At 63.8% G+C, this 26,181-nt stretch carries 25 protein-coding genes and 1 pseudogene; 14 read left to right on the forward strand and 12 right to left on the reverse strand.

Annotated features, from left to right (window positions below; translation table 11 throughout):
- The first annotated feature begins 32 nt into the window (after positions 1-32).
- Genes phaZ through HU719_RS10155 form a run of 3 tightly spaced genes read left to right on the forward strand, consistent with a single transcriptional unit; the run spans position 33 to position 3,246 of the window.
- Positions 33-884, forward strand: a complete 852-nt coding sequence (gene phaZ / locus HU719_RS10145) for a poly(3-hydroxyalkanoate) depolymerase (protein WP_186521697.1) — start codon at positions 33-35, stop codon at positions 882-884.
- A gap of 60 nt (positions 885-944) precedes the next feature.
- Positions 945-2,627, forward strand: coding sequence for a class II poly(R)-hydroxyalkanoic acid synthase (gene phaC / locus HU719_RS10150; RefSeq protein ID WP_186537011.1), 1,683 nt, complete (start codon positions 945-947; stop codon positions 2,625-2,627).
- 4 nt (positions 2,628-2,631) lie between these two features.
- Complete coding sequence (locus tag HU719_RS10155) at positions 2,632-3,246, forward strand: TetR/AcrR family transcriptional regulator (protein ID WP_186521700.1); 615 nt, start codon at positions 2,632-2,634, stop codon at positions 3,244-3,246.
- Between the two features lie 298 nt (positions 3,247-3,544).
- Here HU719_RS10155 and HU719_RS10160 read toward each other — a convergent pair whose 3' ends face one another.
- The 3 genes from HU719_RS10160 to HU719_RS10170 form a co-directional block, all read right to left on the reverse strand.
- Positions 3,545-4,240, reverse strand: coding sequence for a phasin family protein (locus tag HU719_RS10160; RefSeq protein WP_186534855.1), 696 nt, complete (start codon positions 4,238-4,240; stop codon positions 3,545-3,547).
- A 10-nt stretch (positions 4,241-4,250) separates the two neighbouring features.
- Entirely contained in the window at positions 4,251-4,670 is a 420-nt protein-coding gene (locus tag HU719_RS10165) for a phasin family protein (protein WP_186521702.1), read from the reverse strand.
- Positions 4,671-4,783: 113 nt separating this feature from the next.
- Positions 4,784-5,059 carry a polyhydroxyalkanoic acid system family protein gene (locus HU719_RS10170; RefSeq protein ID WP_186521703.1) on the reverse strand — a complete coding sequence of 92 codons (276 nt, stop codon included), beginning with the start codon at positions 5,057-5,059 and terminating at the stop codon, positions 4,784-4,786.
- Positions 5,060-5,184: 125 nt separating this feature from the next.
- On the opposite strand from HU719_RS10170, the gene ubiE reads away from it, so the two are divergent.
- The 11 genes from ubiE (at position 5,185) to HU719_RS10225 (ending at position 14,920) form a co-directional block, all read left to right on the forward strand.
- Positions 5,185-5,955: a bifunctional demethylmenaquinone methyltransferase/2-methoxy-6-polyprenyl-1,4-benzoquinol methylase UbiE gene (ubiE, locus tag HU719_RS10175; protein WP_186521704.1), complete on the forward strand. Its 771-nt coding sequence runs from the start codon at positions 5,185-5,187 to the stop codon at positions 5,953-5,955.
- Positions 5,955-6,578 carry a ubiquinone biosynthesis accessory factor UbiJ gene (locus HU719_RS10180; protein WP_186534856.1) on the forward strand — a complete coding sequence of 208 codons (624 nt, stop codon included), beginning with the start codon at positions 5,955-5,957 and terminating at the stop codon, positions 6,576-6,578. The genes ubiE and HU719_RS10180 overlap by 1 nt, the downstream gene beginning before the upstream one ends.
- A complete protein-coding gene (gene ubiB / locus HU719_RS10185; RefSeq protein WP_186521713.1) occupies positions 6,575-8,188 on the forward strand; it encodes a ubiquinone biosynthesis regulatory protein kinase UbiB in 1,614 nt (537 codons plus the stop codon). The genes HU719_RS10180 and ubiB overlap by 4 nt, the downstream gene beginning before the upstream one ends.
- A gap of 73 nt (positions 8,189-8,261) precedes the next feature.
- Complete coding sequence (gene hisI, locus HU719_RS10190; RefSeq protein ID WP_186521720.1) at positions 8,262-8,654, forward strand: phosphoribosyl-AMP cyclohydrolase; 393 nt, start codon at positions 8,262-8,264, stop codon at positions 8,652-8,654.
- A 1-nt stretch (position 8,655) separates the two neighbouring features.
- Positions 8,656-8,991 carry a phosphoribosyl-ATP diphosphatase gene (locus HU719_RS10195; protein ID WP_186521721.1) on the forward strand — a complete coding sequence of 112 codons (336 nt, stop codon included), beginning with the start codon at positions 8,656-8,658 and terminating at the stop codon, positions 8,989-8,991.
- A 150-nt stretch (positions 8,992-9,141) separates the two neighbouring features.
- On the forward strand, positions 9,142-9,423 hold the full coding sequence (locus tag HU719_RS10200) for a twin-arginine translocase TatA/TatE family subunit (RefSeq protein WP_186521723.1): 282 nt from the start codon (positions 9,142-9,144) through the stop codon (positions 9,421-9,423).
- Positions 9,424-9,426: 3 nt separating this feature from the next.
- The gene (tatB, locus tag HU719_RS10205) at positions 9,427-9,780 is read left to right on the forward strand and encodes a Sec-independent protein translocase protein TatB (RefSeq protein WP_186534857.1); all 354 of its coding nucleotides are present in this window, start codon (positions 9,427-9,429) and stop codon (positions 9,778-9,780) included.
- Positions 9,777-10,565 carry a twin-arginine translocase subunit TatC gene (gene tatC, locus HU719_RS10210; protein ID WP_186521736.1) on the forward strand — a complete coding sequence of 263 codons (789 nt, stop codon included), beginning with the start codon at positions 9,777-9,779 and terminating at the stop codon, positions 10,563-10,565. Before tatB ends, tatC begins: the two co-directional genes overlap by 4 nt.
- Positions 10,562-11,269: a 16S rRNA (uracil(1498)-N(3))-methyltransferase gene (locus HU719_RS10215; protein WP_186534858.1), complete on the forward strand. Its 708-nt coding sequence runs from the start codon at positions 10,562-10,564 to the stop codon at positions 11,267-11,269. Before tatC ends, HU719_RS10215 begins: the two co-directional genes overlap by 4 nt.
- Before the next feature lie 99 nt (positions 11,270-11,368).
- Positions 11,369-13,285 (forward strand): HAMP domain-containing methyl-accepting chemotaxis protein, encoded by a 1,917-nt coding sequence (locus HU719_RS10220; protein WP_186534859.1) that lies wholly within the window; start codon positions 11,369-11,371, stop codon positions 13,283-13,285.
- A gap of 174 nt (positions 13,286-13,459) precedes the next feature.
- Positions 13,460-14,920, forward strand: a complete 1,461-nt coding sequence (locus tag HU719_RS10225; protein WP_186534860.1) for a methyl-accepting chemotaxis protein — start codon at positions 13,460-13,462, stop codon at positions 14,918-14,920.
- Here the strand turns inward: HU719_RS10225 and HU719_RS10230 are convergent.
- From HU719_RS10230 to HU719_RS10270, 9 genes and pseudogenes are all read right to left on the reverse strand, one after another.
- Positions 14,872-15,252, reverse strand: a pseudogene (locus HU719_RS10230) (amino acid ABC transporter permease); the annotation flags it as partial. The gene HU719_RS10225 and the pseudogene HU719_RS10230 sit on opposite strands and share 49 nt — an antisense overlap.
- A gap of 77 nt (positions 15,253-15,329) precedes the next feature.
- On the reverse strand, positions 15,330-16,127 hold the full coding sequence (locus HU719_RS10235; RefSeq protein ID WP_186521761.1) for a transporter substrate-binding domain-containing protein: 798 nt from the start codon (positions 16,125-16,127) through the stop codon (positions 15,330-15,332).
- 339 nt (positions 16,128-16,466) lie between these two features.
- Positions 16,467-19,034 carry a glucans biosynthesis glucosyltransferase MdoH gene (gene mdoH, locus HU719_RS10240; RefSeq protein ID WP_186536707.1) on the reverse strand — a complete coding sequence of 856 codons (2,568 nt, stop codon included), beginning with the start codon at positions 19,032-19,034 and terminating at the stop codon, positions 16,467-16,469.
- On the reverse strand, positions 19,027-20,754 hold the full coding sequence (locus HU719_RS10245) for a glucan biosynthesis protein G (protein WP_217843715.1): 1,728 nt from the start codon (positions 20,752-20,754) through the stop codon (positions 19,027-19,029). The genes mdoH and HU719_RS10245 overlap by 8 nt, the downstream gene beginning before the upstream one ends.
- 264 nt (positions 20,755-21,018) lie before the next feature.
- Positions 21,019-21,456: a D-aminoacyl-tRNA deacylase gene (gene dtd, locus HU719_RS10250; RefSeq protein ID WP_186520783.1), complete on the reverse strand. Its 438-nt coding sequence runs from the start codon at positions 21,454-21,456 to the stop codon at positions 21,019-21,021.
- Complete coding sequence (gene pip, locus HU719_RS10255; RefSeq protein WP_186536706.1) at positions 21,453-22,424, reverse strand: prolyl aminopeptidase; 972 nt, start codon at positions 22,422-22,424, stop codon at positions 21,453-21,455. Before pip ends, dtd begins: the two co-directional genes overlap by 4 nt.
- Before the next feature lie 264 nt (positions 22,425-22,688).
- A complete protein-coding gene (gene hutG / locus HU719_RS10260) occupies positions 22,689-23,492 on the reverse strand; it encodes an N-formylglutamate deformylase (RefSeq protein ID WP_186536705.1) in 804 nt (267 codons plus the stop codon).
- Between the two features lie 10 nt (positions 23,493-23,502).
- The gene (gene hutI / locus HU719_RS10265) at positions 23,503-24,708 is read right to left on the reverse strand and encodes an imidazolonepropionase (RefSeq protein WP_186536704.1); all 1,206 of its coding nucleotides are present in this window, start codon (positions 24,706-24,708) and stop codon (positions 23,503-23,505) included.
- Between the two features lie 14 nt (positions 24,709-24,722).
- Positions 24,723-26,126 (reverse strand): amino acid permease, encoded by a 1,404-nt coding sequence (locus tag HU719_RS10270; protein WP_186520779.1) that lies wholly within the window; start codon positions 26,124-26,126, stop codon positions 24,723-24,725.
- Positions 26,127-26,181 lie beyond the last annotated feature (55 nt).

The following is a 26,181-nucleotide window of genomic DNA, read 5'->3' on the forward strand; positions in this document are numbered from 1 at the left end:
GCCGCCACGTTCACACCTTAAGAGCCACGCGCATGCCGCAACCGTATTTGTTCAGGACTGTCGAGCTGGATGACCAGTCGATCCGCACCGCGGTCCGCCCGGGCAAGCCGCACCTGACGCCGCTGCTGATTTTCAACGGCATTGGCGCCAACCTGGAGCTGGTGTTCCCGTTCATCGAGGCGCTGGACCCGGACCTGGAAGTGATCGCCTTCGACGTGCCCGGTGTCGGCGGCTCGTCGACGCCGCGCCACCCCTACCGTTTTCCGGGGCTGGCCAAGCTGACCGCGCGCATGCTCGATTACCTCGACTACGGCCAGGTCAACGTGATTGGCGTGTCGTGGGGCGGCGCGCTGGCCCAGCAGTTCGCCCACGACTACCCCGAACGCTGCAAGAAGCTGGTGCTGGCGGCCACTGCCGCCGGTGCGGTGATGGTGCCCGGCAAGCCCAAGGTGCTGTGGATGATGGCCAGCCCACGCCGCTACATCCAGCCGTCCCACGTCATCCGCATTGCCCCGATGATCTACGGCGGCGCCTTTCGCCGCGACCCGGACCTGGCCTTGCACCATGCCTCCAAGGTGCGCTCGGGCGGCAAGCTGGGCTACTACTGGCAGCTGTTCGCAGGGCTTGGCTGGACCAGCATCCACTGGCTGCACAAGATCCACCAGCCCACCCTGGTGCTGGCCGGGGACGACGACCCCTTGATCCCGCTGATCAACATGCGCCTGCTGGCCTGGCGCATCCCTAATGCGCAACTGCACATCATCGACGATGGCCACTTGTTCCTGATTACCCGGGCCGAAGCGGTTGCGCCGATCATCATGAAATTCCTCGAGCAGGAGCGCCAACGCGCAGTGATGCATCCGCGCCCTGCTTCGGGCACCTGAGCGCCGAAAGCCGCACCTGCAGTACTTGCAAGCCCGATTGCTCAACGATGGAGTGTTGGCATGAAAGAGAAACCGGCAACAGCGACGGCTCCGGCCCCCGCCACCCACATGACGGTGCAGAACGCGATCACCGGCCTGCGTGGCCGTGACCTGATCTCGACCCTGCGCCATGTCGGCCGCCATGGCCTGCGCCACCCGCTGCACACCGCCCGGCACCTGCTGGAGCTCGGTGGCGCGCTGGGCCGGGTGATGCTTGGCGACACGCCCTACCAGCCGCACCCGCGCGACAAGCGCTTCAGCGACCCCACCTGGAGCGAAAACCCGCTTTACCGCCGCGGCCTGCAGGCGTACCTGGCCTGGCAGAAACAAACCCGCCTGTGGATCGAGGAAAGCTCGCTGAGCCACGACGACCGCGCCCGGGCGCAGTTTCTGTTCAACCTGATCAACGACGCCATCGCTCCCAGCAACTCGCCGCTCAACCCGCTGGCCATCAAGGAGCTGCTCAATACTGGCGGGCAGAGCCTGCTGCGCGGCGCCGGCCACCTGCTGGACGATTTGCGCCACAACGACGGGCTGCCGCGCCAGGTCGACGAGCGCGCCTTCGAGGTCGGCGGCAACCTGGCCAACACCCCAGGCGCCGTGGTGTTTCGCAACGAGCTGCTGGAGCTCATCCAGTACCAGCCGCTTAGCGAAAAACAACACGCCCGCCCGCTGCTGGTGGTGCCGCCGCAGATCAACAAGTTCTACATTTTCGACCTGAGCCCGACCAACAGCTTTGTGCAGTACATGCTCAAGAACGGCTTGCAGGTGTTCATGGTCAGTTGGCGCAACCCCGACCCCAGCCATCGCGAATGCGGCCTGTCGAGCTACGTGCAGGCGCTTGAGCAAGCGCTGGATGCCTGCCGCAGCATCAGCGGCAACCGCGACCCCAACCTCATGGGTGCCTGCGCCGGCGGCCTGACCATTGCCGCCTTGCAGGGCCACTTGCAGGCCAGGCAGCAACTGCGCAAGGTGCACAGCGCCACCTACCTGGTGAGCCTGCTGGACAGCCAGTTCGACAGCCCCGCCAGCCTGTTCGCCGACGAGCAGACCATCGAGGCGTCCAAGCGCCGCTCGTACCAGCGCGGGGTGCTCGATGGTGGCGAGGTGTCGCGGATCTTCGCCTGGATGCGGCCCAACGACCTGATCTGGAACTACTGGGTCAACAACTACCTGATGGGCAAGACCCCGCCGGCCTTCGACATCCTTTACTGGAACGCCGACAACACACGCCTGCCCGCGGCGTTGCATGGCGACCTGCTGGATTTCTTCAAGCTCAACCCACTGACCTTCGCCGGCGGCCTGCACGTGTGCGGCACGCCCATCGACCTCAAGCAGGTTGGCCTGGACAGCTTTACCGTGGCCGGCAGCAACGACCACATCACCCCGTGGGATGCGGTGTACCGTTCAGCGCTACTGCTGGGCGGCGAAAAGCGGTTCGTGCTGTCGCACAGCGGGCATATCCAGAGCATCATCAACCCGCCGGGCAACCCCAAGGCCTATTACCTGGACAACCCGAAGATTTCCGGCGACCCACGCGCCTGGTTCCACGATGCCCACCGCCACGACGGCAGTTGGTGGCCGCAGTGGCTGGCGTGGATCAGCCAGCGCTCAGGCCCGTTGAAGGCGCCGCGCACCGCGCTGGGCAACACAACCTACCCACCCCTGTGCCCGGCGCCGGGCACCTATGTGAAGGTGCGCTGAACGGATGAAAACCCGCGACCGCATCCTCGAATGCGCCCTGCAACTGTTCAACCGCCAAGGCGAGCCCAACGTCTCGACCCTGGAAATCGCCAACGAGATGGGCATCAGCCCAGGCAACCTGTACTACCACTTCCACGGCAAGGAGCCGTTGGTAAACGGGCTTTTCGAGCGCTTCGAGGAGGCATTGATGCCGCTGCTCGACCCGCCTCTGGACGTGCGCCTGGATGCCGAGGACTACTGGCTGTTCCTGCACTTGATCGTCGAGCGCATGGCGCAGTACCGCTTTTTGTTCCAAGACCTGTCCAACCTCACCGGGCGCCTGCCAAAGCTGGCCCGTGGTATGCGCGGGCTGATAAACGCGCTCAAGCGCACCCTCGCCGCATTGCTGGCGAGCCTGAAGAACCAGGGGCAGGTGACCAGTGAGACCCAGGCGCTGGGGCAACTGGTCGAGCAGATCACCCTGACCTTGATGTGCTCGCTGGATTACCAGCGGGTGCTGGGCCGCGAGGGTGACGTCGGGGTGGTGGTGTATCAGGTGATGATGCTGGTGGCGCCACACCTTCAACCGCCAGCGCGCAAGGCGGCAGAGCAGTTGGCGATGCGGTATCTGGAGGGGTGAAATCATCGCGGGGCAAGCCCGCTCCCACCGGGCTCGCCAATTCCCATATCGATGCCGTCTACGCGGTCAGTGTAGGAGCGGCCTTGTGCCGCGAAAGGGCTGCGAAGCAGCCCCAGGATCTGAGCCCACCAGAATCGCTGGAGCTGCTTCGCAGCCCTTTCGCGACACAAGGCCGCTCCTACACAAGCAAAAGCGACTTGCCCGAAACCATAGAATCTCCCACGTTGTGGACTGCCCCAAGTTGCGGTAGCTCACAGGCGTGGGAGCGGGCTTGCCCCGCGATCTAGGCGACGCGGCATCAGGCCTGGGTTGCCGCCTCCGCTGGCGCCGATGGCGCGCTGCTGGCCGGGGCTGCACTGGCCGCCGGGGCCGCTGCGGGCTTGGCAGGTGCTTTTTTCACCGCAGGCTTTTTCGCCGCAGCAGGTTTTGCAGCAACCGGCTTGGCAGCAGGTTTCGCCGCAGGCTTGGCCGCTGCGGTTTTTGCCGCAGGTTTTGCCGCTGCAGCCTTGGCAGCCGGCTTGGCAGGTGCCTTGGCCAATGGTTTGGCCGCAGGCTTTTTAGTTGCCGCAGGCTTGGACACCGGGGCCACCGAGGCGCCAGTAAGCTTCTCGATCTGCTTGGTCAGCGTATCGACCTGCTGATGCAGCGCCTTGATCTCGTTACGGCTCGGTACACCCAGGCGCGAGATGGCGCTGTTCAGGCGCTTGTCGAAGGCTTCTTCGAGTTCGCTCCATTTGCCCAGCGCGCGGTCCTTGACGCCGCTGACCTTCGAAGTGGTCGATGACTTGGCGGTTTCGGCCACGTCTTCGGCGGTCTTCTTGGCCTGCTTTTCAGCCTTTTCGCCATCCTTTACCAGGGTGTCGAACAGCTTCGGGCCGTCCTGATCGATTTTCGAATAGATACCCAGGCCTGCGAGCCAGATCTTGCGCGAGTACTTCTCGATCCCGCCGACCCAGGAGCTGTTGTCTTTGTCGGAATTCTTCTTGCCAGCCATCCTGCTCTCCTTATGGTTTTTGCGCGACGCGCTCAAGCAGCTCGTGCAGCTGTTCAAGCTTTATGGACAATGCCTCTACGTCATGTTTAGACGCAATGCCGAGGCGATTCAAGGCACGCCCGACGCGCGCGTCGAATGCGCTCTCGATTTTGTCCAGCTGGACTTCAAGCCGGCCAGGCACGCGGGTGATTTCGTGGGTGGCTTCGTCGATCTGCGAGTTGGCAGCGTCCACGGCCTTGTCCAGGCGTTTCTTGCCGCGCTTTTCGACGCCTTCACCGGCTTTGACCAGCTCCTTGAAGTAGTCGGAACCTTCCTGGCCAACACGGGCGTAGGCGCCGATGCCAGCGAGCCAGATCTTGCGGGCATAGCCCCGCACTTCACCAAGGCTGCCTTGGGTCTGGTCTTTTTGCTTCAGATTAACTTTGGCCATGCTCTACACCTCTTGCTCGTTCCAGGGAGGGAGAAACAGCCCATGGGAAAGGGGGCTTGAGCGTGAAGGTAGGCCTAAAAGTTAGAAATCACACACTAAAAAGCAGCTGGCCGTCAGGCCAGGGCCTTGTCCAGGGCGCGTTCGATTTCGCCTTTGATGGTGCCGCTCATCATCGACAGCATCATGCCCAGCTTCAGCTCGACACGAATGGAGTCTTCGCCAATCAGCACGCTGCCCTTGGCGCCGCTGCGTGAAACATCGACCTGGTCACCGTTCCAGCTGGCCTTGAGGTCGTACTCGCGGGTCAGCTTGTCGACCAGCGTTTCGGCCTTGGCGCGGGCAGCTTCGCGGCCCAGGGAGTGTTTACGTTCGACGCTGATCTGGGTCATGCGGGTGTTCCTGAAGATAAAGACATAATTGCCATTATGCCCGCGACCCCGCTGCGGCACACCCCGCCAAGACAAATCCGCCCGCAGCCCCTAGAATGGCGGTAATTTTTTACTGGTGAAGCGAAATGACCGACCCGCGCAAAGGCGACCACGCCGAACCCACCACCCATTTCGGCTTCCAGGACGTGCCTGAAAGCCAAAAGGCGAAGAAAGTCGCCGAAGTGTTCCACTCCGTCGCCGCTAAATACGACCTGATGAACGACGTGCTGTCCGGTGGCATGCACCGCCTGTGGAAGCGCTTCACCATCGAACTGTCGGGCGTGCGCACCGGCAACCGCGTGCTCGACATCGCCGGCGGCACGGGCGACCTGGCCGCCAAGTTCTCGCGCCTGGTCGGCCCAACCGGCCAAGTGGTACTCGCCGACATCAACGAATCGATGCTCAAGGTTGGCCGTGACCGCCTGCTCGACCGCGGCGTTGCCGGCAACATCGAATTCGTCCAGGCAGACGCCGAAAAGCTGCCCTTCCCGGACAACCACTTCGACTGCGTGACCATCGCCTTCGGCCTGCGCAACGTCACCCACAAAGAAGACGCCATTCGCTCGATGCTGCGCGTGCTCAAGCCCGGTGGCCGGCTGTTGATCCTGGAATTCTCCAAGCCTACCAACAAGCTCATGTCCAAGGCCTACGACGCCTATTCGTTCGCCTTCATGCCGCTGGCCGGCAAGCTGATCACCAACGACTCGGAAAGCTACCGCTACCTGGCCGAATCGATCCGCATGCACCCAGACCAGGAAACCCTGAAAAGCATGATGGTCGCCGCCGGCTTCGACCGCGTCACCTACCACAACATGACCAGCGGTATCGTTGCCGTGCACCGCGGGATCAAACCCTGATGCTGCTGGCCGGCCTGCTCGCCAGCGCCGAACACGGCATCAACCATGTGCTGCGCATGGACAGCACGGCGCTGCCGCGGCTGGCCGCCCTTGAAGGCAAGGTGGTCGAGATCGACTGCCTGCAGCCGGCGCTGAAACTGTTCGTGCTGCCCGACGACCAGGGCCTGATGCTCGCCGCCCACTGGGAAGGCGGCGTCGACTGCACCCTGCGCGCCCCAGCCGGGCGCTTGGCGCAACTGGCCCTGGCCGGCGACAAGACCGCCGTGCTGCACAGCCCGCAGGTGCAATTGCATGGCGACACCGCGGTGCTGCTCGACCTGTTCGGCATACTGCAAGACCTCGACCTGGACTGGGAATACGAGCTGCAGCGCTGGCTTGGCCCGGTGCCGACCGCCCTGCTGGCCGGCCACCTGCGCCTGCGTGCGCGCTGGTCCCGGCAAGGCCTGACGCGTTTCAGTCAAAACCTTTCCGAGTACCTGGCCGAAGAGTCGCGTACGCTGGTCGGTAAACGCGAAGCAGAAGCGGCGTTCAGCGAGCTCGATGCGCTGAAGGTCGATATCGAACGCCTGGAGGCGCGCATGCGCCGTCTCGCCCACACTCTTGATACCAGCGATAACGCATGAAGCTGCTCGCCGTCCGCCGTCTGTTGCGCATCCAGCGCGTCGTGATCCGCTACCGCCTCGATGACTTGCTGTTCGAACAGCCCATGCTGCCGTGGTGGCTGGCCAGCTTGCGCCTGCTGATGCCTTGGCGCTGGCTGCCGCGCAAGGCATCCGCACTGAGCCGGGGCGCACGCCTGCGCCTGGCGCTGCAAGACCTGGGTCCGATCTTCATCAAGTTCGGCCAGTTGCTGTCTACCCGCCGCGACCTGCTGCCCACCGACATCGCCGATGAGCTGATGCTGTTGCAGGACCGCGTGCCGCCGTTCGATCCCAAGCAGGCCGTGGCGCTGATCGAGGCGCAACTAGGCGCCAAGGTGGGCGAAGTATTCAGCCGCTTCGACGTCGAGCCGCTGGCCTCGGCCTCGGTGGCGCAGGTGCACGCAGCCCGGCTTAAAACCGGTGAAGAGGTGGTGGTCAAAGTGGTGCGCCCCGGCCTCAAGCCAGTCATCGCCCAAGACCTGGCCTGGCTGTTCCTGATCGCCAAGGCCGCCGAGCGTGCCTCGGCCGATGCGCGGCGCCTGCACCCGGTGGAAATCGTCGGCGACTACGAAAAAACCATCTACGACGAGCTCGACCTGCTGCGCGAGGCGGCCAACGCCAGCCAGCTGCGGCGCAATTTCGAAGGCTCGGAACTGATGTACGTGCCCCAGGTGTACTGGGACCTGTGCCGGCCCAAGGTGCTGGTGATGGAGCGTATCTATGGCGTGCCGGTCACCGACATGGCCACGCTTGCCGACCAGCGCACCGACATGAAAATGCTCGCCGAGCGCGGCGTCGAGGTGTTCTTCACCCAGGTGTTCCGTGACAGCTTCTTCCACGCCGACATGCACCCCGGCAACATCTTCGTCAGCACCGTCAAGCCGTGGAGCCCGCAGTACATCGCCATCGACTGTGGCATCGTCGGCAGCCTGACCGCCGAAGACCAGGATTACCTCGCCCGCAACCTGATCGCCTTCTTCAAGCGCGACTACCGCCGCGTCGCCGAGCTGCATATCGATTCGGGCTGGGTGCCGGCGCAAACCAAGGTCAATGAATTCGAAGCGGCCATTCGCACGGTGTGCGAGCCGATCTTCGAAAAACCCCTGAAAGACATCTCGTTCGGCCAGGTGCTGATGCGCCTGTTCCAGACCGCGCGGCGCTTCAACATGGAAGTGCAGCCGCAACTGGTGCTGTTGCAGAAGACCCTGCTCAACATCGAAGGCCTGGGCCGCCAGCTGTACCCGGACCTCGACCTGTGGAGCACCGCCAAGCCGTTCCTGGAACGCTGGATGCGCGAGCGCATGAGCCCCAAGGCGGTGCTGGGCAACCTGTACAGCCAGGCCGAACAACTGCCGCACCTGGCAGACATGACCCGCGACCTGCTCGAACGCCTGTCGCAACCGCACCTGAACGACCCGCCCATGCCCGAACGGCGCCGCAGCGCCGACAACTGGGCGCTGCGCCTGCTCGGTGCCGGGCTGCTCGCCGGTGGCGCCACCCTGGCGGCCGGCGCCGTCAGCCTCAGCGCCCCGGCCGCCTGGCCGGCCTGGCTGATGCTGGCGGCGGGGTTGTACCTGATCGTGCGCCGATAGCCAGCCGCGCCGCTGGCTGGCACACTACCGAACTGGGGCCCGGTACAGGAGCGGGCCTGCTCTGGAGTCGACGATGAAAGACTGGCTGGACGAGATCAAGTGGAACAGTGATGGCCTGGTACCGGCCATTGCCCAGGACCACAAGACCGGGCGTGTACTGATGATGGCCTGGATGAACCGTGAGTCGCTGGCCCTGACCGCCGCCGAGCAACGCGCCATCTACTGGTCGCGTTCGCGGGGCAAGCTGTGGCGCAAGGGTGAAGAGTCGGGCCATGTGCAAAAACTGCACGAAATGCGCCTGGACTGCGATGCCGACGTGATCATCCTGATGGTCGAGCAGCTCGGCCAGATCGCCTGCCACACCGGCCGTGAAAGCTGCTTCTACCGTGTGTTCGAAAACGGCCAGTGGATCACCGTCGACCCGGTCCTCAAGGACCCGCACGCCATCTACAGCGCAGGACATTGACATGAGCGACACCCTCGACCGCCTGGCCGAAGTGCTGGAACAACGCAAAAACGCAGCGCCCGACAGCAGCTACGTGGCCAGCCTGTACCATAAGGGCCTGAACAAGATTCTCGAAAAGCTCGGCGAAGAGTCGGTCGAGACCATCATTGCTGCCAAGGATGCTGCCATCAGCAACGACTGCAGCGATGTCATCTACGAAACTGCCGACCTGTGGTTCCATAGCCTGGTGATGCTCAGCGCACTGGGGCAACATCCACAGGCGGTGCTGGATGAACTGGATCGCCGTTTCGGGCTGTCCGGGCATGACGAAAAGGCTGCACGCGCGCCGTCTGCCTGAATGAATGACGGGGGCGCCTTGCGACCCTTCGCGGCGCAAGGCCGCTCCTACACCAATCGCAACCCCCTGTAGGAGCGGCCTCGTGTCGCGAACGGGCTGCAAAGCAGCTCCAGGGCCCGAAACACAGACACCTATTTTCAGGAGTGCGACATGGGTATTTTTGACTGGAAACACTGGATCGTCCTGCTGATCGTCGTGGTGCTGGTATTCGGCACCAAAAAGCTGAAGAACCTCGGCGGCGACCTGGGCGAATCGATCAAGGGCTTCCGTAAAGCCATGAACGACGAAGAAACCAAGCCGGCCGAACCAACCGTTACGCCGGCTCAGCCAGCCCAGCCCGTGCCGCCGGTGCAAACCACCGTGCAGCCGCCTCAGGGCCACACCCTCGAAGGCCAGGCCCAGCCGGCCCAAGATCCGCTGCGTAAAGACTGACCCATGTTCGGTATCAGTTTCAGCGAGCTGCTGCTCGTCGGCCTTGTCGCCCTGCTGGTTCTCGGCCCCGAGCGCCTGCCGGGCGCTGCGCGGACAGCAGGGCTGTGGATCGGGCGCCTGAAGCGCAGCTTCAACGCCATCAAGATGGAAGTCGAGCGCGAAATCGGCGCCGACGACATCCGCCGCCAGCTGCACAACGAGCACATTCTGCAAATGGAAGAGGAAGCCAAGCGCATCCTCAACCCGCACAAGCCCGCCGCCAGCCCTGAAACACCCGCAGCGCCTGCCGCCATCAGCCCCGAGCAGGCGCCTGCAACGCCACCCTCCGAGCCGCCACAACCCCCGCGAGCCCCATGAGCGAGAATCCGGAACATGACCAGCCGATGCCGCTGGTCTCGCACCTGACCGAACTGCGCACGCGCCTGCTGCGCTGTGTCGCGGTCATTTTTCTGATCTTCGCCGGGCTGTTCTCCTTCGCCCAGCAGATCTACACCCTGGTGTCGGCGCCGCTGCGCGACCACTTGCCGGCCAACGCCACGATGATCGCCACCGACGTGGCCTCGCCGTTCCTGACGCCGTTCAAGCTGACCATGATCGTCTCGCTGTTTCTGGCGATCCCGGTCATCCTGCAGCAGATCTGGGGGTTCATCGCCCCGGGCCTGTACCGTCACGAAAAGCGCATCGCCATCCCGCTGCTGGTGTCGAGCATCCTGCTGTTCTACGCCGGCATGGCGTTCGCCTATTTCCTGGTGTTCCCGCTGATGTTCAGCTTCTTCGCCGCCGCCACCCCTGAAGGCGTGTCGATGATGACCGACATCGCCAGCTACCTTGATTTCGTCATGACCTTGTTCTTCGCCTTCGGCGTAGCCTTCGAGATCCCGGTGGCCGTGGTGCTGCTGGTTTGGATCGGCGTGGTCGATGTGCAGTACCTGAAGAAGGTCCGCCCGTACGTGATCATCGGCTGCTTCGTGGTAGGCATGATCCTCACCCCGCCGGACATTTTCTCGCAGACCCTGCTCGCCGTGCCGATGTGGCTGTTGTTCGAGATCGGCGTGCTGTGCGGCAGCCTGATCCGCAAGCGCAGCGCTGCGCCAGACCCGGCGGACGACCACAACGACCAGCCCCCCGCGACCCAGCCGTGAACCTGCTGCTGCTCGAGGAGGCCGATTTCATCGCGGCCGACCGTGTCGTGCTGGCCGACCGGCGCTTTACCCATATGCAGGACATCCACCGCGTGGCGGTGGGTGACACCCTGCGCGTGGGGCGCATCGGCGGGCTGATGGGCAAGGCCGAGGTGGTTCGCCTTGAGGGCCACCAGGCCGAATTGCAGGTGGCCTTCGACCAGCCACCGCCAGCCAAGCTGCCGCTGACCCTGGTGCTGGCCGTGCCCCGGCCAAAAATGCTGCGCCGGCTGTTCCAGAGCATTGCCACCCTGGGCGTGCCGCGGCTGATCCTGCTCAACAGCTACAAGGTCGAGAAGAGCTTCTGGCAAACGCCGTTCCTCACCCCCGAGGCCATCCGCGAAAACCTGATTCTGGGCCTTGAGCAAGCGCGTGACACCGTGCTGCCCGAGGTCATCATCGAAAAGCGCTTCAAGCCGTTCGTCGAAGACCGCCTGCCGGCCATCGCCGCCGACACCCTGGGCCTGGTCGGCCACCCCGGCCCCTACCCTGCCTGCCCGCGCGCGGTAACCGGCCCGGTAACCTTGGCGATTGGCCCGGAAGGCGGCTGGATCCCCTATGAAGTCGACCTGCTGGCCAAGGCAGGCCTGCAGCCGGTGCAATTGGGTGATCGCATCCTACGGGTCGAGACGGCTGTGACTGCCCTGCTTTCGCGAATTTTCTGACAGGTCGGTCAGATATTTCTGATCAAGTTTCCCCGGCTGGCGCCGATGCTCTGTGCATCAGAAAAATAATCTGCACAGCCGCAACCGGGGGAGTCGTCCATGTACCGTTGGGTAACCCAGTCACTGGGAAATGTAAGCGTCAACCGCAAACTGGGGGTCGGCTTCGGGCTGGTACTTCTGCTCACACTGGGCATTGCCTCCACCGGCTGGATGGGCATCGACGAGGTGACCAACCGCGGCGACAAGCTCGGTAACATCTCGGTGATTCACCAGTACACCCAGGAACTGCGCATCGCCCGCCAGGACTACGACCGCAACCGCGACGCCGCCAGCATCGCCGAGCTTGAAAAAGGCCTGGCCAAGCTTGAGCGCCAAGTGCAGATGATGCTCCAGCGCATCGAACGCCCCGCCGACGTCCAGCGCCTGCATCAGCAGGAAGAAGCCATCCGCCAGTACCAACAAGCCTTCACCGACCTGCGCCAGGCCGGCGAGCGCCGCGAGGCCAGCCGCGCCACACTCGGCGACAGTGCCGACAAGGCCGCCGACTTGATTGGCAAGGTTCAGCAGCGTCTGCTGCAGGCCGGCGACATCCAGCAGTACCAGGAAGCCGTACAAGCCGCCGCGCTGCTGCAACAGGCGCGCTTCCAGGTGCGCGGCTACACCTACAGCGGCAAGGCCGAATTCCAGCAAACGGCGTTGAACGCCATCGACCAGGCACTGAACCTGCTTAAATCGCTGCCGGCACGCCTGCCTGCCGAATATGCCGCAAGCCTGGCCGACAGCGCCAGCGCCATGGCCGCCTACCGCGATGCCGTCACCCAGTTCGGCAACGCCCAGAGCACCAGCGCCGAGGCGCTGCAACGCATGGTTGTGCAAGGCCAGGTGCTGCTCGACAACAGCGTGGCCATGACCCTCTCGCAAACCGAAGTGCGCGACCAAGGCACACAGCGCGCCAAGACCCTGCTCGGCGGCGCTACTGCGCTGGCCCTGCTGCTCGGCGTACTGGCGGCTTTGCTGATCACCCGGCAGATCATCGTGCCGCTGCGCCAGACCCTGGACGCCGCCGAACGCGTGGCCAGCGGCGACTTGCGCCATGACCTGGCAGTCGAGCGTCGCGACGAAATGGGCCAACTGCAAGCCAGCATGCAGCGCATGACGCTCAGCCTGCGCCAGCTGATCGGTGGCATCGGCGATGGCGTCACGCAAATTGCCAGCGCTGCCGAGGAACTGTCGGCCGTGACCGAGCAGACCAGCGCCGGGGTGAACAATCAAAAGGTCGAGACCGACCAGGTGGCCACCGCCATGAACGAGATGGCCGCCACCGTGCAGGAAGTGGCGCGCAACGCCGAACAAGCCTCGGAAGCCGCGCTGATGGCCGACCAGCAAGCCCGCGAAGGCGACAAGGTGGTCGGTGAGGCAATTGCCCAGATCGAGCGCCTGGCTAGCGAGGTGGTCAACTCCAGCGAGGCGATGAACCAGCTCAAGGCCGAGAGCGACAAGATCGGCAGCGTGCTCGACGTGATCAAGTCGGTCGCCCAACAGACCAACCTGCTGGCGCTCAACGCCGCCATCGAAGCGGCCCGCGCCGGTGAAGCCGGCCGTGGCTTTGCCGTAGTGGCCGACGAGGTACGCAGCCTGGCGCAGCGCACCCAGCAGTCGACCGAAGAAATCGAAGAGCTGATTGCAGGCCTGCAAAGCGGCACCCAACGCGTGGCCAGCGTGATGGACAACAGCCGCGCCCTGACCGACAGCAGTGTCGAACTGACCCGCCGCGCCGGCGGCTCGCTGGACACCATCACCCGCACGGTATCGTCGATCCAGGCCATGAACCAGCAGATCGCCACCGCTGCCGAGCAGCAAGGCGCCGTGGCCGAGGAGATCAACCGCAGCGTGATGAACGTGCGTGATATCTCCGAACAGACGTCTGCCGCCAGCGAAGAGACCGCCAGCTCCAGCGTCGAGCTGGCGCGCCTGGGCACGCACTTGCAGGGGTTGGTGGGCAAGTTCAGGCTGTAACAGGCAGCAAAAATAGGCTGCACGCCGCACCCGCCCAGGTGCGGCGAAACTTCCTATGGGTCCAAGCGAAATCTCCTACAGCAAACACAGGTCCAGTCCTACGCACCTCCGGCCGATGAGCAAAGGGTTAGCGCCTAAACCGCGCCCATTGCACTTATCTGCCGGAGAATCCCCATGCTCGGACCTATCAACCGCGTGCTCAGCAACCTCAGCGTGCGCCTCAAGCTGGCCTCGGGGTTCGCCGTGGTGCTGCTGCTCACCCTGCTGACTACCGTGACCGGCTGGCTCGCCCTGGGCGATGCCATCGAGCGCTCGGAGAAGCTGACCCAGATCGCCCAGCTGAACGACTACAGCAAGGACCTGCGCGCCGAGCGCATCACCTATCGGGTACTCAATGACGACAAGAGCAGCGCCCAACTGGAGCTCGCCATTGGCCAGATCAAGACGCTGATCGACGAGATGCGCCCGCGCTTCCACAACCCGGAAAGCATGCGCCTGCTGAACGAGAAACGCGAAGTCATCCGCCGCTACGACACCGATTTCGCCAACCTGCGCAAAAGCGTGGCCGCCCGCCAACAGCAGCACCAGGCCCTGGCGGAGCTGGAAGGCGCCTTGGACAAAGCCGTCAGCGAGCTGCACAACCAACTGGTGGTCCACTTGGCCGAACTGGACATGCCCAACGCACAACGCCAGGCATTCGACCTGCTTGACCGGCTAAGCCGACATGTCGAGCTGGCCGGCCAGCGCGCCGCCACCCCGGCCTATTTCACCGACCCGCTGCAAGCCTTTGAGGAAGTTGGCCAGCCTGCGATTGCCGCTGCGCAAACCACCTTGGGCGAGGTCGATACGCTGCTGCGCGAGCTGAAGCTCGACCGGGCGATGGACGAACCTGTGGTCAACGCCCTGGCGCGCTATCGCGAACAACTGCGCAACTACGCCCGCGCCGCTATTGGCGTCGAGCAGTTGCAGAATGACATGGAAACCCTCGGCGACCAGATCACCATCAGTGGCCGTGCCCTCAGCGACAGCCAGCTGACCCAGCGGGATGAAGAGGCGATCGCCGCCCGCAGCCTGATGACCACCGTGGCCATACTGGCCTTGCTGCTGGGTATTCTCGCCGGCTGGCTGATCAGCCAGCAGATCACCACGCCCCTGCACCAAACCCTGCAACAAGCCGAGCGCATCGCCCGCGGCGACCTCAGTCAGCTGAATGAAGTCGACCGCCGCGACGAACTGGGGCAACTGCAAGGCAGCATGCGCGCCATGACCCTGAGCCTGCGCGAGTTGCTCGGCGGCATCGACCGCAGCGTGAGCCAACTGACACTGGCAGTTGACGAACTGACCACCGTGAGTGAGCAAACCCAGCTTCGGGTCGGCCAGCAGAAAGAGGAGACCGACCAGGTAGCCACGGCCATGAACCAGATGAGCGCCACCGTGCAGGAGGTGGCGCACAACGCCGAACTGGCCTCGATGGCGGCCACTACCGCCGACCAGCAGGCGCAGGTCGGTGACCAGGTGGTGGCGCAGGCTATAAACCAGATCGAGCAGTTGGCCGGGCAGATGGACCACTGCCAGGCCGCCATGGGCCACAGAGTGGTCCACAAGCCCCAGGCCAGGGGCCCGGCGGCCCAGTGACGGGTCACGCCAATGGCATCGCCTTCGGCCACATCATCGCCACGTGCCAGCACCAGGCTGTCGTTGGCAACGTCGAGCACCTGGGTGTCGCCGCTTTCATCTTTGAGGGTGACCCGGGCGTTGTCGCCGGACACCACGATCTCTTCGACCGTGCCTGGGTTGGCGGCACGTTGGGTTTCCTCGGCCTTGTAGGCGAAGTATTGCGGAACGCGGTTCCAGCGCCACTCGTAGGAAATCATCGAAGTGGCCAGGTACAAGCTGATCGCCAGGCCCACCAGGACCAGCGCGGTCAAGCCATGCCAAGGCCACTGGGCTTTCTTGTGTTTGATCACGTGGGTACTTCCGTAAAAGCGAAACGCGCAGGGCTTGCCTGCGCGTCGGGGTCAAGCCTGGGCTTGTGGCCCGGACCTTATTCCATTTCCTTCAGCCAATCCTTGTTCTTGAACCACTTGTCGTGGATACGATCGTAGGTCCCGTCATGCTTGATCTGGTGCAGGAAGTTGTTGATGTAGTTGATGCTGTCGTAGTCGCCCTTCTTCAGGCCGAACGCCAGCGGCTCGTAGGTGAAGGGTTCTTCGAGGAACAGCAGTTTGCCAGCGCCGGCCTTCTCCACCGCTACCACGTTGTATGGGGCGTCGTAGACGAAGGCGTCGGCCTTGCCGTTGACCACGTCCATTACACCTTCCTGCTCGTTGTCGTAGCCGTGGTACTTGGCTTTGCCGATAAGCTTCTTGGCGACCATTTCACCGGTGGTGCCGAGCTTGGAGGTCAGGCGATATTTTTCGTTGTTGAGGTCTTTGTACGACTTGATCTCGCCCGCCAGTTCCTTGCGGATGAGCAGGGTCTGGCCAACCACGATGAAGGGTTCGCTGAAGTTCAGGCGCAGGTTGCGTTCCTGGGTCAGGGTCATGCCGCTGCCAATGAAGTCGAACTTGTTGGTCATCAGGGCCGGGATGATGCCGTCGTAGGCAGTGGAGACCATCTCCAGCTTCACGTTCATCGACTTGGCCAGGGCTTTGAGGATGTCGACTTCAAAGCCGATGATCTCGCCGCGCTTGTTGGTCATTTCGAACGGCATGTAGGTCGGGTCCATGCCCACCCGCAGGGTGCCGCGCTTGACCGCATCGTCGATGGCGCCAGCCTGGGCGGTGGTTACCGCAACCAACGCGGTCACGCCGACCAGCAGTCGCGACAGGTATTTTTTCATCATCACCAAGTCCCCTGAAAAAGAGTACGCGTATTTTTTTTGTAGGCACGGCCGTACCGACCGATGCGCAATGTCGGGGGGGATGCTAACGCATGCGGCGCTTGGCACCTAGTAGCGAGGGGGACTTTGTTGGCCAAAATCGGCCTGAAAGCATCGCGGGGCAAGCCCGCTCGCCACAAGGAGATATGCCAATAGAATCTCCCACAGTGAACTTGCCTAGCCTCGATAGTGTGGATTGACCCAGATCCTGTGGGAGATTCTATGGTTTCAGGCAAGTCGCTTTTGATTGTGTAGGAGCGGGCTTGCCCCGCGATGGGCCGCAATGCGGCCCAAGGTGGCTCACGCCAGCGCTGGCTGCGCCTCAGCTTCTGGATGCAGCGGCAGCAGTGGCGAGTGCGGGTCGTTGTCGATCGAGGCTCGCCACAGGTCGATCCAGGCCGAATGATGCCCGGCCCAGACCTGCTCGTGCAGGCGCGACAGCGCCACCGGGTCGCTCAGCAACGCCAGGCGAGTATTGCCATCCAGGCCCTTCGGCCCGACTTCCAGCGCCTTGGCGATGCGTTCGGCACGCAGTGCCTCGATCGGTGCTGCCTGGCCATGCCGCGCGGTAGCCATGGCGCAGGCCAGGGCGTTCTGACGCGGGTCGACCACCGCACGCACGAAGCCGTCATGCAGCGCATGCCAACGGTTTTCGTGGGTGTACTGGTCGGTGGCCAGCAGCGCCTGCGGCGTTGCGTACTCCTCGGGGATGAGGAACAGCTTCTCGTCACGCGCGGCCAGGCCCAGGCGCACACGGCTGGAAATCACCGAAACCGGGATCGACAGCACCAGCGAACCGACGATAGGCGCCAGCCACCACAGGAAGCTTGGGTTCAGCCACGCCACCAGTGCAGCCCAGGCAAAGCCCAGCAAGGTTTGCGGGCCATGCCGGCGGACGGCCTCGCTCCACGGCGTGGAGTCATCGTCACGCTGTGGCGAGTTCCAGGTCGCAGCCCAGCCAAGGAACGCGGCCAGCACGAAGCGGGTGTGGAAGATCATGCGTACCGGCGCCAGCAACATGGAGAACAACATCTCCATCAGCATCGACAAGGTGACCTTGATGCGCCCGCCAAACTCGGTGGCGCCCTTGGCCCAGATCAGCACCACGCTCAACAGCTTGGGCAGGAACAGCAGCACGACCGTGGTAGAGAACAGCGCGATGGCTTTTTCTGGGTGCCACTGCGGCCACAACGGATACAACTGGAACGGCTCGATGAAGTATTGCGGCTCCATCAGCGTGTTGGTCGCCAGCAGCGCGGTGGACAGCACCAGGAACAGGAACCACAACGGTGCCGACAGGTACGACATCACCCCGGTCAGGAACACCGCACGGTGCACCGGGTGCATGCCCTTGACCAGGAACAGCCGGAAGTTCATCAGGTTGCCGTGGCACCAGCGGCGGTCGCGCTTGAGCTCATCGAGCAGGTTCGGCGGCAGTTCTTCATAGCTGCCGGCCAGGTCATAGGCAATCCACACGCCCCAGCCAGCACGGCGCATCAGCGCTGCTTCGACGAAGTCGTGGGACAAGATGGCCCCGGCGAACGCGCCTTTGCCCGGCAACGGCGCCAGCGCGCAGTGCTCGATGAACGGCTTCATGCGGATGATCGCGTTGTGGCCCCAATAGTGCGACTCGCCCAGCTGCCAGAAGTGCAGGCCGGCGGTGAACAGCGGGCCGTACACGCGGGTGGCGAACTGCTGCATGCGCGCATAAAGGGTGTCCATGCCCGATGCCCGTGGGCCGGTCTGGATGATGCCGGCGTCCGGGTTGGCCTCCATCAGGCGCACCAGGCTGCTCAGGCATTCACCGGTCATGACGCTGTCGGCGTCGAGCACGACCATGTACTTGTATTCGCCACCCCAGCGACGGCAGAAGTCGTCGAGGTTGCCGCTCTTGCGCTTCACCCGGCGCCGACGGCGGCGGTAGAAAATGCGGCCAAAGCCTTTGGTCTCGCGGCACACGTCCAGCCACGCCTGTTGTTCGGCAACGGCGATGTCGGGGTCGTTGGTGTCGCTGAGCACGAAGAAGTCGAAGCGGTCGAGGTTGCCGCTGGCGGCGACCGATTCGAACGTTGCACGCAGGCCGGCGAATACACGCGGCACGTCTTCGTTGCAGATCGGCATGACCAGTGCAGTACGCGCTTCAGGGGCGATCGGCTCGTTACCGGCACTGCTGCCGGAAATTCGGTACTTGTCGCGCCCGGTAATCAGCTCGAGGAAGCCCATCAGGGCGGTCCAGAAACCGGCCGACACCCAGCAGAACAGGATGCCGAACAGCACCAGAATGGACGTTTGCAGTGCATACGGCCATACCTGTACCACGGTGTCCCACAGCGGCTGGTTGAGCACTTCGTCGAGGTCGACGAACGACCAGCCCTGGTACGGCAGGATGCCCTTCATGTACCAGCCGGCCACGATGGTCTGGCCGATCATCAGGGTCAGCAGGATATAACGGCGGATCGAGCCGACGGTGCGCCAACGCGCCGGCGGCAGCTCGCGCTGGGGCGGCTGCGGCGCGTTGGGGCGGCCGGTCAGGCGCCGCCACAGGCGTACCAGCACGTTGGTGCGCCAAGGCTCGGGCACCACCTTGGTACGTTTGATCGGCGGCGCGATCTTCAGGCACAGGCGCCCGCTGGCATCGACGCCGAGCATTTCGGCCTCTTCCAGCTCGGCGGCAGTGCCGACGGTCAGGCGCGAACCCACCGAGGCCTGCGCGGCCTCAGTGGTGCTGGCGACGGGTTGCGCCGCCAGACGTTGGTGCAGCTCGCTGAACGAGGTGCAGCTTGCGAGTTCCGCACGCTGCTCGTCGCTCAGTGGGAGGTGGGCCAGGTATTCGCCAAGCGATTCCGGCCTTGGGCTTGAGTTACTCATCGGCAGGCAACTGATAGCTCCAGGTCTCGGTCAGCACTTTTTCAGTGGTGGCCGGGGCCTCGTTGGTGGACGCCGCATCCGCCGCCGCTTGCTCGGCAGCTTTCTCAGCCTTGGCTTTTTCGGCCTTGGTTTGAGCGTGCTTGGCTGCGGCCTTGGTTTCTTTGGCAGGTTTTGGCTGCTCGACCGGGACATCACGTACCAGCGCGGCACGCATCTCGGTGGATTTTTTCGGGTCTTTGATCTTCAACCGCAGGGTCAGGCGCCAGCCTTTGGTTTCTGGGTTGTAGCGCAGGTTGTTTTCGACCACCTCGGCGTTGTCGCCGGTGCTGACCTGGCTGCGCACGGCGGCATCGGCCGGCAGCGCTGCGAGGTTGGTGCCGACGAAATCGACCAGCAGGGCAACGCTGCCGTCGAGCTGGCGAATCAGGTTGGCCTGCTTGACGTCACCGCTGGAGCGCAGGGTCTGCTTGACCCAGCCCAGGTCCTGGGCGTGCAGTTGGTCTTCTTTGATGGTCCAGCGCAGACGGTAGTCGTACTGGAACGGCTTGCCTGGCTCAGGCAGGGTTTCCGGGCTCCAGAACGCAACGATGTTGTCGTTGGTTTCATCGGCAGTCGGGATTTCGACCAGGTCGACGGTGCCTTTGCCCCAGTCGCCTTTAGGCTCGATCCAGGCGCTCGGACGCTTTTCGTACTCGTCGTCGAGGTCTTCGAAGTCGCTGAACGCGCGCTGGCGCTGCAGCAGGCCGAAACCACGCGGGTTTTCAACGCTGAAGTTGCTCACGGCCAGGTGTTTCGGGTTGTTCAGCGGGCGCCACAGCCATTCGCCATTGCCGGCATGGATGCTCAGGCCTTCGGAGTCGTGCAGGGCCGGGCGGTAGTTCTGCACCTTGGACGGCTGGTTAGGGCCGAACAGGAACATGCTGGTCAGCGGGGCGATACCCAGGCGGCTGACATGGTCACGCAGGTACACACGCGACTTGACGTCGACCAGGGTGTCTTCGCCTGGGCGCAGGGTCAGCTTGTAGGCGCCGGTGGAACGCGGCGAATCGAGCAGCGCGTAGATCACCAGGTGCTTGTCGTTAGGCTTGGGTTTTTCGATCCAGAATTCACGGAAGCGCGGGAATTCTTCACCCGACGGCAACGCGGTGTCGATCGCCAGGCCACGGGCCGACAGGCCGTAGCGGTGGCCTTTGCCGACCACGCGGAAATAGCTGGCGCCAAGCAGGGTCATGATCTCGTCCTGCTTGTCGGCCTTGTTGATCGGGTAGAGCACCCGAAAGCCCGCGTAGCCGAGGTTCTTGGTGGCGTCGGCATCATGCGGCACGTCGCCGAACTCGAAGCGGCTCGGGTCGTACTTGATCTCGGTAACCTTGTTGGCAGTGATCTCGTTGATCGTCACCGGGGTGTCGAAGTGCATGCCCTGGTGGTAGAACGAAATCTTGAAGGGGGTCTTGTCCTTCGCCCACTCGGCCTTTTCCTGAAGGAACTGGATCTTCTGGTAGTCGGCGTACTTCATGTCGCGGAACACCGGCGGCAGGTTGCTCTTCGGTGCCTCGTACTTCTGGCCGGCCAGATCCTTTGCCTTGGCTGCAACGTCGTCCAGATTGAATGCCCAGAGCTGGCCTGCGCTCATCAGGCCGACCAGCGCAACGCCAGCCAGCATCGCCTTGCGCAGCCGGTTACCGGGGATTCTTGGTGCAATACAGGGGCTTACAATCACGAGCAATCCTCGCCGAAAAACAGATCATGAAACCAACGGCCAGCGACAAATGCCGGGTTGGCGAGCACTGTTCGGACCCCGTAAGGGCGTAATGATTCCCCAAACGGACCCAGACAATGCTCGTGTCAAAGTGGATCAAGCCTGCGAACGCAGGCCCATGCAGCGCGCGATTATCCAGCAGGTCGCGTTACAACGCATCAGGCTGGCACAACTATTTATCGTACAAAACCCCTTGTTTTCATCAAGACAAGGGGTTTTCCGACGTCAAATTTGTAACATGAATGTCACAGGGCCATCATTGACCAGGTGGACCTGCATATCGGCGCCGAAACGCCCACTGGCAACCTGCGGGTGCTGCCGGCTGGCCTGGGCCAGCAAATGGTCGAACACTTCGGCACCCAACGCCGGTGGTGCGGCGGTCGAAAAGCTCGGGCGCATGCCATTGCGGGTGTCGGCAGCCAGGGTGAACTGCGACACCAGCAGCAGCCCGCCAGCGACATCCTTGAGCGAGCGGTTCATCTTGCCCTGCTCGTCGCTGAACACACGGTAGTTGAGCAGCTTGTGCAACAGTTTGTCGGCATGTTCGGCCGAATCTTCAGGCTCCACCGCTACCAGCGCCAGCAAGCCCTGGTCGATGGCGCCGACGATTTCGCCGGCCACCTCGACGCGCGCTGCGCTAACGCGCTGTATCAGGCACTTCATGCCTCTTCCAGGGGCAGGTCGAGCAGGCGCCGTGCCATCTGGTCGGCGGCGCGCACCAAGGCGTCGGTGATACCGGGCTCGGAGGCGGCGTGGCCTGCGTCGCGGATCACTTTCAGCTCGCTGTTCGGCCAGGCCTGGTGCAGCTCCCAGGCGTTGTCCAGGGGGCAGATGACGTCGTAGCGGCCATGCACGATCACCGCCGGCAGGTGGGCGATTTTCGGCATGTCGCGGATCAGTTGGTCTGGCTCGAGGAACGCGTTGTTGGTGAAATAGTGGCACTCGATGCGGGCGATGGACAGCGCGCGCTGCGGCTCGGAGAAGCGGTCGACAACCAGCGGGTTGGGGCGCAGCGTGGCAGTGCGGCCCTCCCAGGTGGACCAGGCCTTGGCGGCATGCATCTGGGCGATCTGGTCGCTGCCAGTGAGGCGTTTGTGGAAGGCGCTGACCAGGTCGCCGCGCTCTTCGGCCGGGATGGGTGCGATGTAGTCCTGCCAGTAGTCGGGGAACAGGCGGCTGGCGCCCTCCTGGTAGAACCAGCTGATTTCCTGCGGGCGGCACAGGAAGATGCCGCGCAGGATCAGGCCGTGCACGCGCTCAGGGTGGGCCTGGGCATAGGCCAGCGCCAGCGTGGAACCCCAGGAGCCGCCGAACAGCACCCATTTGTCGATGCCCAGGTGCTCGCGAATACGCTCAAGGTCTTCGACCAGGTGCCAGGTGGTGTTGTTTTCCAGGCTGGCGTGGGGCGTGGAGCGGCCACAGCCGCGTTGGTCGAAGGTGATGATGCGGTACAGGTTGGGGTCGAAATAGCAGCGGCTCTGGGCATCGCAGCCAGCACCCGGCCCTCCGTGGATGAACACCACAGGCAGACCTTCCGGCGAACCGCTTTCATCGACATACAGCACGTGCGGCGCTTCCACGGCCAGATCGTGCCGGGCGTAGGGTTTGATCTGCGGGTACAGGGTCTGCATTGCGCACTCCGTGTGAGGATTAAGTCTGCCGTTGGGCATCATAAACCTGAAATGCGCGAAGAGCATGTGTCCGTGTGAATTGTCTGGGTATTGGACCTCAAGCCAGCCCGCAATCGTGGTAGGAGCGGCCTTGTGTCGCGAAAGGGCCGCAGCGCGGCCCCAGGATTTCTGCCTCAACGCGTGGAAAGCCGGGGCCGCGCTGCGGCCCTTTCGCGGCGCAAGGCCGCTCCTACACAGAGATCGCGCAGATGACCCGCGCGGCGGTCAGCGCCCGTAGCGCTCCCTGCCCCACCCAAGCAAGGTTTCCAGCAACCCGCGAAGCACCACTTGGGTCGGCTGCGCCAGGTCTTCACGGTAGGCGAACGGCTCCACTTCATTCATATAGGTGCTCTGCGCCAGCTCCAACTGCACCGCATGGATGTGATTGGCCGGCGCGCCGTAATGGCGGGTGATGTGCCCGCCCTTGAAGCGCCCATTGAGCACATGGGTGTACGCCGGGAAGCCCGCGCATACGCCCTTGAGCCGCTGCGCCAGCTCAGGGTCGCAACTGGCGCCATTGAAGGTGCCCAGGTTGAAGTCCGGCAGCTTGCCATCGAACAGGTGGGCAATCTGCGAGCGAATCGAGTGGGCATCCCACAACAAGGCGTAGCCAAATGCCTCGCGCAGCCGCGCCAGTTCGCTCTCGACCTTGGCGTGATAGGGCCGCCAGATTTGCTCCAGGTACTGCGCCCGCTGCTGTGCGCTGGGCGCCTTGCCCTCGATAAACAACGGCTCACCTTCAAACAAGGTGGCCGGGTACAGGCCCGTAGTGGCGCCGACATACAGCGGTTTGTCGTCATCCGGGCGGTTGATGTCGATGACGAACCGCGAATACTGCGCAGCCACCACGCTTGCACCCAACTCGCGGGCAAAGTCGTAGAGCTGCGGAATGTGCCAGTCGGTGTCCGGCAGGCTGCGCGCAGCCGGCACCAGGCCGTCGCGCACCGTGTCGGTCAGTTTAAGGCCGGCGTGGGGGATGCTGATCAGCAGCGGCAGTTGGCCCTGGTGAAAACTGAATACGTTGTCCATGTGCCCTCGCTCAGTGGGGTATCTCGACACCCAGGCGCACCACGCGCTTGGGCAGGTCGCCGCCCAGCCAGTAGGCAAGGTCGGCAGGGCGTTCTATTTGCCAGGCGACGAAGTCCGCCACCTTGCCCGCCTCGAGCGAGCCGTGGCTGTGGCCCAGGCCCAGCGCGGTAGCGGCATGCAGGGTGACGCCGGCCAAGGCTTCTTCGGGGGTCATGCGGAACAGCGTGCAGCCCATGTTCAGCATCAAGCGCAGCGACAGCACGGGCGAGGTGCCGGGGTTGAGGTCGCTGGCCAGGGCAATCTTCACGCCGTGGCGGCGCAGGGCATCCATCGGCGGCAACTGGGTTTCGCGCAAGAAATAGAACGCCCCCGGCAGCAGCACGGCAACGGTGCCGGCCGCGGCCATGGCGATGGCGTCTTCTTCGGTCATGAATTCCAGATGGTCCGCCGACAACGCCTGATAGCGCGCCGCCAGGCTCGAACCGTGCAGCGACGACAACTGCTCGGCGTGCAGCTTGACCGGCAAGCCGAGCTCACGCGCCTTGATGAATACCCGCTCGACCTGGGCCGGGGAAAACGCCAGGTGTTCGCAGAACGCATCCACCGCATCCACCAGGCCCTCGGCAGCCAGCGCCGGGAGCATCTGTTCGCAGATATGGCTGATGTAGTCATCCGCCCTGCCCGCATACTCCGGCGGCAGCGCGTGGGCAGCCAGGCACGTGGTGCGCACGGTCACGGCCAGTTCCTCACCCAGGCGCCGGGCCACACGTAGCATCTTGCGCTCGCTCGCCAAATCCAGGCCGTAGCCGGACTTGATCTCAAGCGTGGTCACGCCGTCGCGCATCAGCGCCAGCACCCGCTGCCGGGCGCTGGCGAACAGATCGTCTTCGGACGCGGCGCGAGTTGCTCGCACGGTGCTGGCGATGCCGCCGCCCTGGGCGGCAATCTCGGCATAGCTGACACCCTGCAGGCGCTGCTCGAACTCGCCGCTGCGGTTGCCGCCGAACACCGCGTGGGTGTGGCAGTCGATCAGGCCAGGGGTGACCCAGGCGCCCTCAAGGTCGACGCTGCGCTCGACTGCCTGCACGGGCAACTGCTCACGTGGGCCAACCCACTCGATCAGGCCAGCGCAGGTGACGATGGCGGCATCTTCGATGACCGCATAGCGGCCATCGGTCATGCTGGCGACATGGCAGTGCTGCCAGAGGGTTCTCATCAGATTCTCCTTGTTCAGCGCTGCAGCTCGGCAGGTTCGCGCACCGGCTCGCCGCGGCCTGCACGCGGTTTGCACCACAGCAGGTAGGACGCCACCAGGAACACCACCCAGACCACACCGACCACCAGCGCCGGCTGAGAGTCAGGGAAGTAGCCGAGCACACCGAAGATGAACAGCATGAAGGCGATGGCCATGGCCGGCCCATAAGGCCAGAACGGCACGGGGAATTTCAGCTCGGCGACCTGTTCACGGGTCATGCTGCGGCGCATGGCAACCTGGGTAACCAGGATCATCATCCACACCCACACCGTGGCGAAGGTGGCGATCGAGGCAATCAGCAGGAACACGTCTTCAGGCATCAGGTAGTTGAGCAGCACCCCAAGCAGCAGTGCACAGCCCATCACCACCACGGTCAGCCATGGCACGCCGTGCCGCGACAGCTTGCCGAAGCCGCGTGGGGCGTGGCCTTGCTGGGACAGGCCGTACATCATGCGGCCGGCACCAAAGATATCGCTGTTGATCGCCGACACGGCGGCCGAAATCACCACCACGTTGAGCACTGCCGCAGCCGAGCCAATACCGAGGTTGCTGAAGATCTGCACGAACGGGCTGCCTTGGCTGCCGATCTGTGGCCACGGGTACAGGCACATCAGCACGAACAGGGTCAGCACATAGAACAGCAGGATGCGCAGCGGCACGGCGTTGATCGCCTTGGGGATGACCCGGTGCGGGTCCTTGGCTTCACCGGCGGTAACGCCAATGATCTCGATGCCGCCAAAGGCGAACATCACCACCGCGAACGAGGCGATCACGCCGCCAATGCCATTGGGCATGAAGCCGCCGTGCTCGACCAGGTTGCTCAGCCCGACCGGCTGGTCGACGCCCACCTGGCTGAAGCCGAAGGCCATGATGCCTAGGCCTGCCAGGATCATCGCGACGATGGCGCCGACCTTGAGCAGGGACAGCCAGAACTCCATTTCGCCGAACACCTTGACGTTGCACAGGTTCAGCCCGCCGATCAGGAACACGATGCCCAGCACCCAGATCCAGCGGGCCACTTCAGGGAACCAGAAGCCCATGTAGATACCGAAGGCAGTCACGTCGGCAATGGCGACGATGACCATCTCGAAGGCGTAGGTCCAGCCGAGGACGAACCCGGCCATCGGGCCCAGGTAGGAAGTGGCGTAATGCCCAAAGGAGCCGGAGACCGGGTTGTGCACAGCCATTTCGCCGAGTGCGCGCATGACCATGAACACCGCGGCGCCGCCGATCAGATAGGCCAGCAGTACCGCGGGGCCGGCCATCTGGATAGCCGAGGCAGAACCGTAGAACAGCCCGGTGCCGATGGCAGAACCGAGGGCCATGAAGCGAATATGGCGAGCCGTCAGCCCGCGCTTGAGTTCTTGAGCTTGTTGCATGTCACGTCCTTATTGTTGTTTTGGTCGTGAAGCGCATCGCGGGGCAAGCCCGCTC

Source organism: Pseudomonas farsensis (genome assembly GCF_014268805.2).
GTDB lineage: Bacteria > Pseudomonadota > Gammaproteobacteria > Pseudomonadales > Pseudomonadaceae > Aquipseudomonas > Aquipseudomonas farsensis.

Bases quoted from the DNA above. Each gene is read 5' to 3' on its own strand.
- phaZ (WP_186521697.1), top strand. From the start codon at position 33: ATGCCGCAACCGTATTTGTTCAGGACTGTCGAGCTGGATGACCAGTCG.
- phaC (WP_186537011.1), top strand. From the start codon at position 945: ATGAAAGAGAAACCGGCAACAGCGACGGCTCCGGCCCCCGCCACCCAC.
- HU719_RS10155 (WP_186521700.1), top strand. From the start codon at position 2,632: ATGAAAACCCGCGACCGCATCCTCGAATGCGCCCTGCAACTGTTCAAC.
- HU719_RS10160 (WP_186534855.1), bottom strand. From the start codon at position 4,240: ATGGCTGGCAAGAAGAATTCCGACAAAGACAACAGCTCCTGGGTCGGC.
- HU719_RS10165 (WP_186521702.1), bottom strand. From the start codon at position 4,670: ATGGCCAAAGTTAATCTGAAGCAAAAAGACCAGACCCAAGGCAGCCTT.
- HU719_RS10170 (WP_186521703.1), bottom strand. From the start codon at position 5,059: ATGACCCAGATCAGCGTCGAACGTAAACACTCCCTGGGCCGCGAAGCT.
- ubiE (WP_186521704.1), top strand. From the start codon at position 5,185: ATGACCGACCCGCGCAAAGGCGACCACGCCGAACCCACCACCCATTTC.
- HU719_RS10180 (WP_186534856.1), top strand. From the start codon at position 5,955: ATGCTGCTGGCCGGCCTGCTCGCCAGCGCCGAACACGGCATCAACCAT.
- ubiB (WP_186521713.1), top strand. From the start codon at position 6,575: ATGAAGCTGCTCGCCGTCCGCCGTCTGTTGCGCATCCAGCGCGTCGTG.
- hisI (WP_186521720.1), top strand. From the start codon at position 8,262: ATGAAAGACTGGCTGGACGAGATCAAGTGGAACAGTGATGGCCTGGTA.
- HU719_RS10195 (WP_186521721.1), top strand. From the start codon at position 8,656: ATGAGCGACACCCTCGACCGCCTGGCCGAAGTGCTGGAACAACGCAAA.
- HU719_RS10200 (WP_186521723.1), top strand. From the start codon at position 9,142: ATGGGTATTTTTGACTGGAAACACTGGATCGTCCTGCTGATCGTCGTG.
- tatB (WP_186534857.1), top strand. From the start codon at position 9,427: ATGTTCGGTATCAGTTTCAGCGAGCTGCTGCTCGTCGGCCTTGTCGCC.
- tatC (WP_186521736.1), top strand. From the start codon at position 9,777: ATGAGCGAGAATCCGGAACATGACCAGCCGATGCCGCTGGTCTCGCAC.
- HU719_RS10220 (WP_186534859.1), top strand. From the start codon at position 11,369: ATGTACCGTTGGGTAACCCAGTCACTGGGAAATGTAAGCGTCAACCGC.
- HU719_RS10225 (WP_186534860.1), top strand. From the start codon at position 13,460: ATGCTCGGACCTATCAACCGCGTGCTCAGCAACCTCAGCGTGCGCCTC.
- HU719_RS10235 (WP_186521761.1), bottom strand. From the start codon at position 16,127: ATGAAAAAATACCTGTCGCGACTGCTGGTCGGCGTGACCGCGTTGGTT.
- mdoH (WP_186536707.1), bottom strand. From the start codon at position 19,034: ATGAGTAACTCAAGCCCAAGGCCGGAATCGCTTGGCGAATACCTGGCC.
- dtd (WP_186520783.1), bottom strand. From the start codon at position 21,456: ATGAAGTGCCTGATACAGCGCGTTAGCGCAGCGCGCGTCGAGGTGGCC.
- pip (WP_186536706.1), bottom strand. From the start codon at position 22,424: ATGCAGACCCTGTACCCGCAGATCAAACCCTACGCCCGGCACGATCTG.
- hutG (WP_186536705.1), bottom strand. From the start codon at position 23,492: ATGGACAACGTATTCAGTTTTCACCAGGGCCAACTGCCGCTGCTGATC.
- hutI (WP_186536704.1), bottom strand. From the start codon at position 24,708: ATGAGAACCCTCTGGCAGCACTGCCATGTCGCCAGCATGACCGATGGC.
- HU719_RS10270 (WP_186520779.1), bottom strand. From the start codon at position 26,126: ATGCAACAAGCTCAAGAACTCAAGCGCGGGCTGACGGCTCGCCATATT.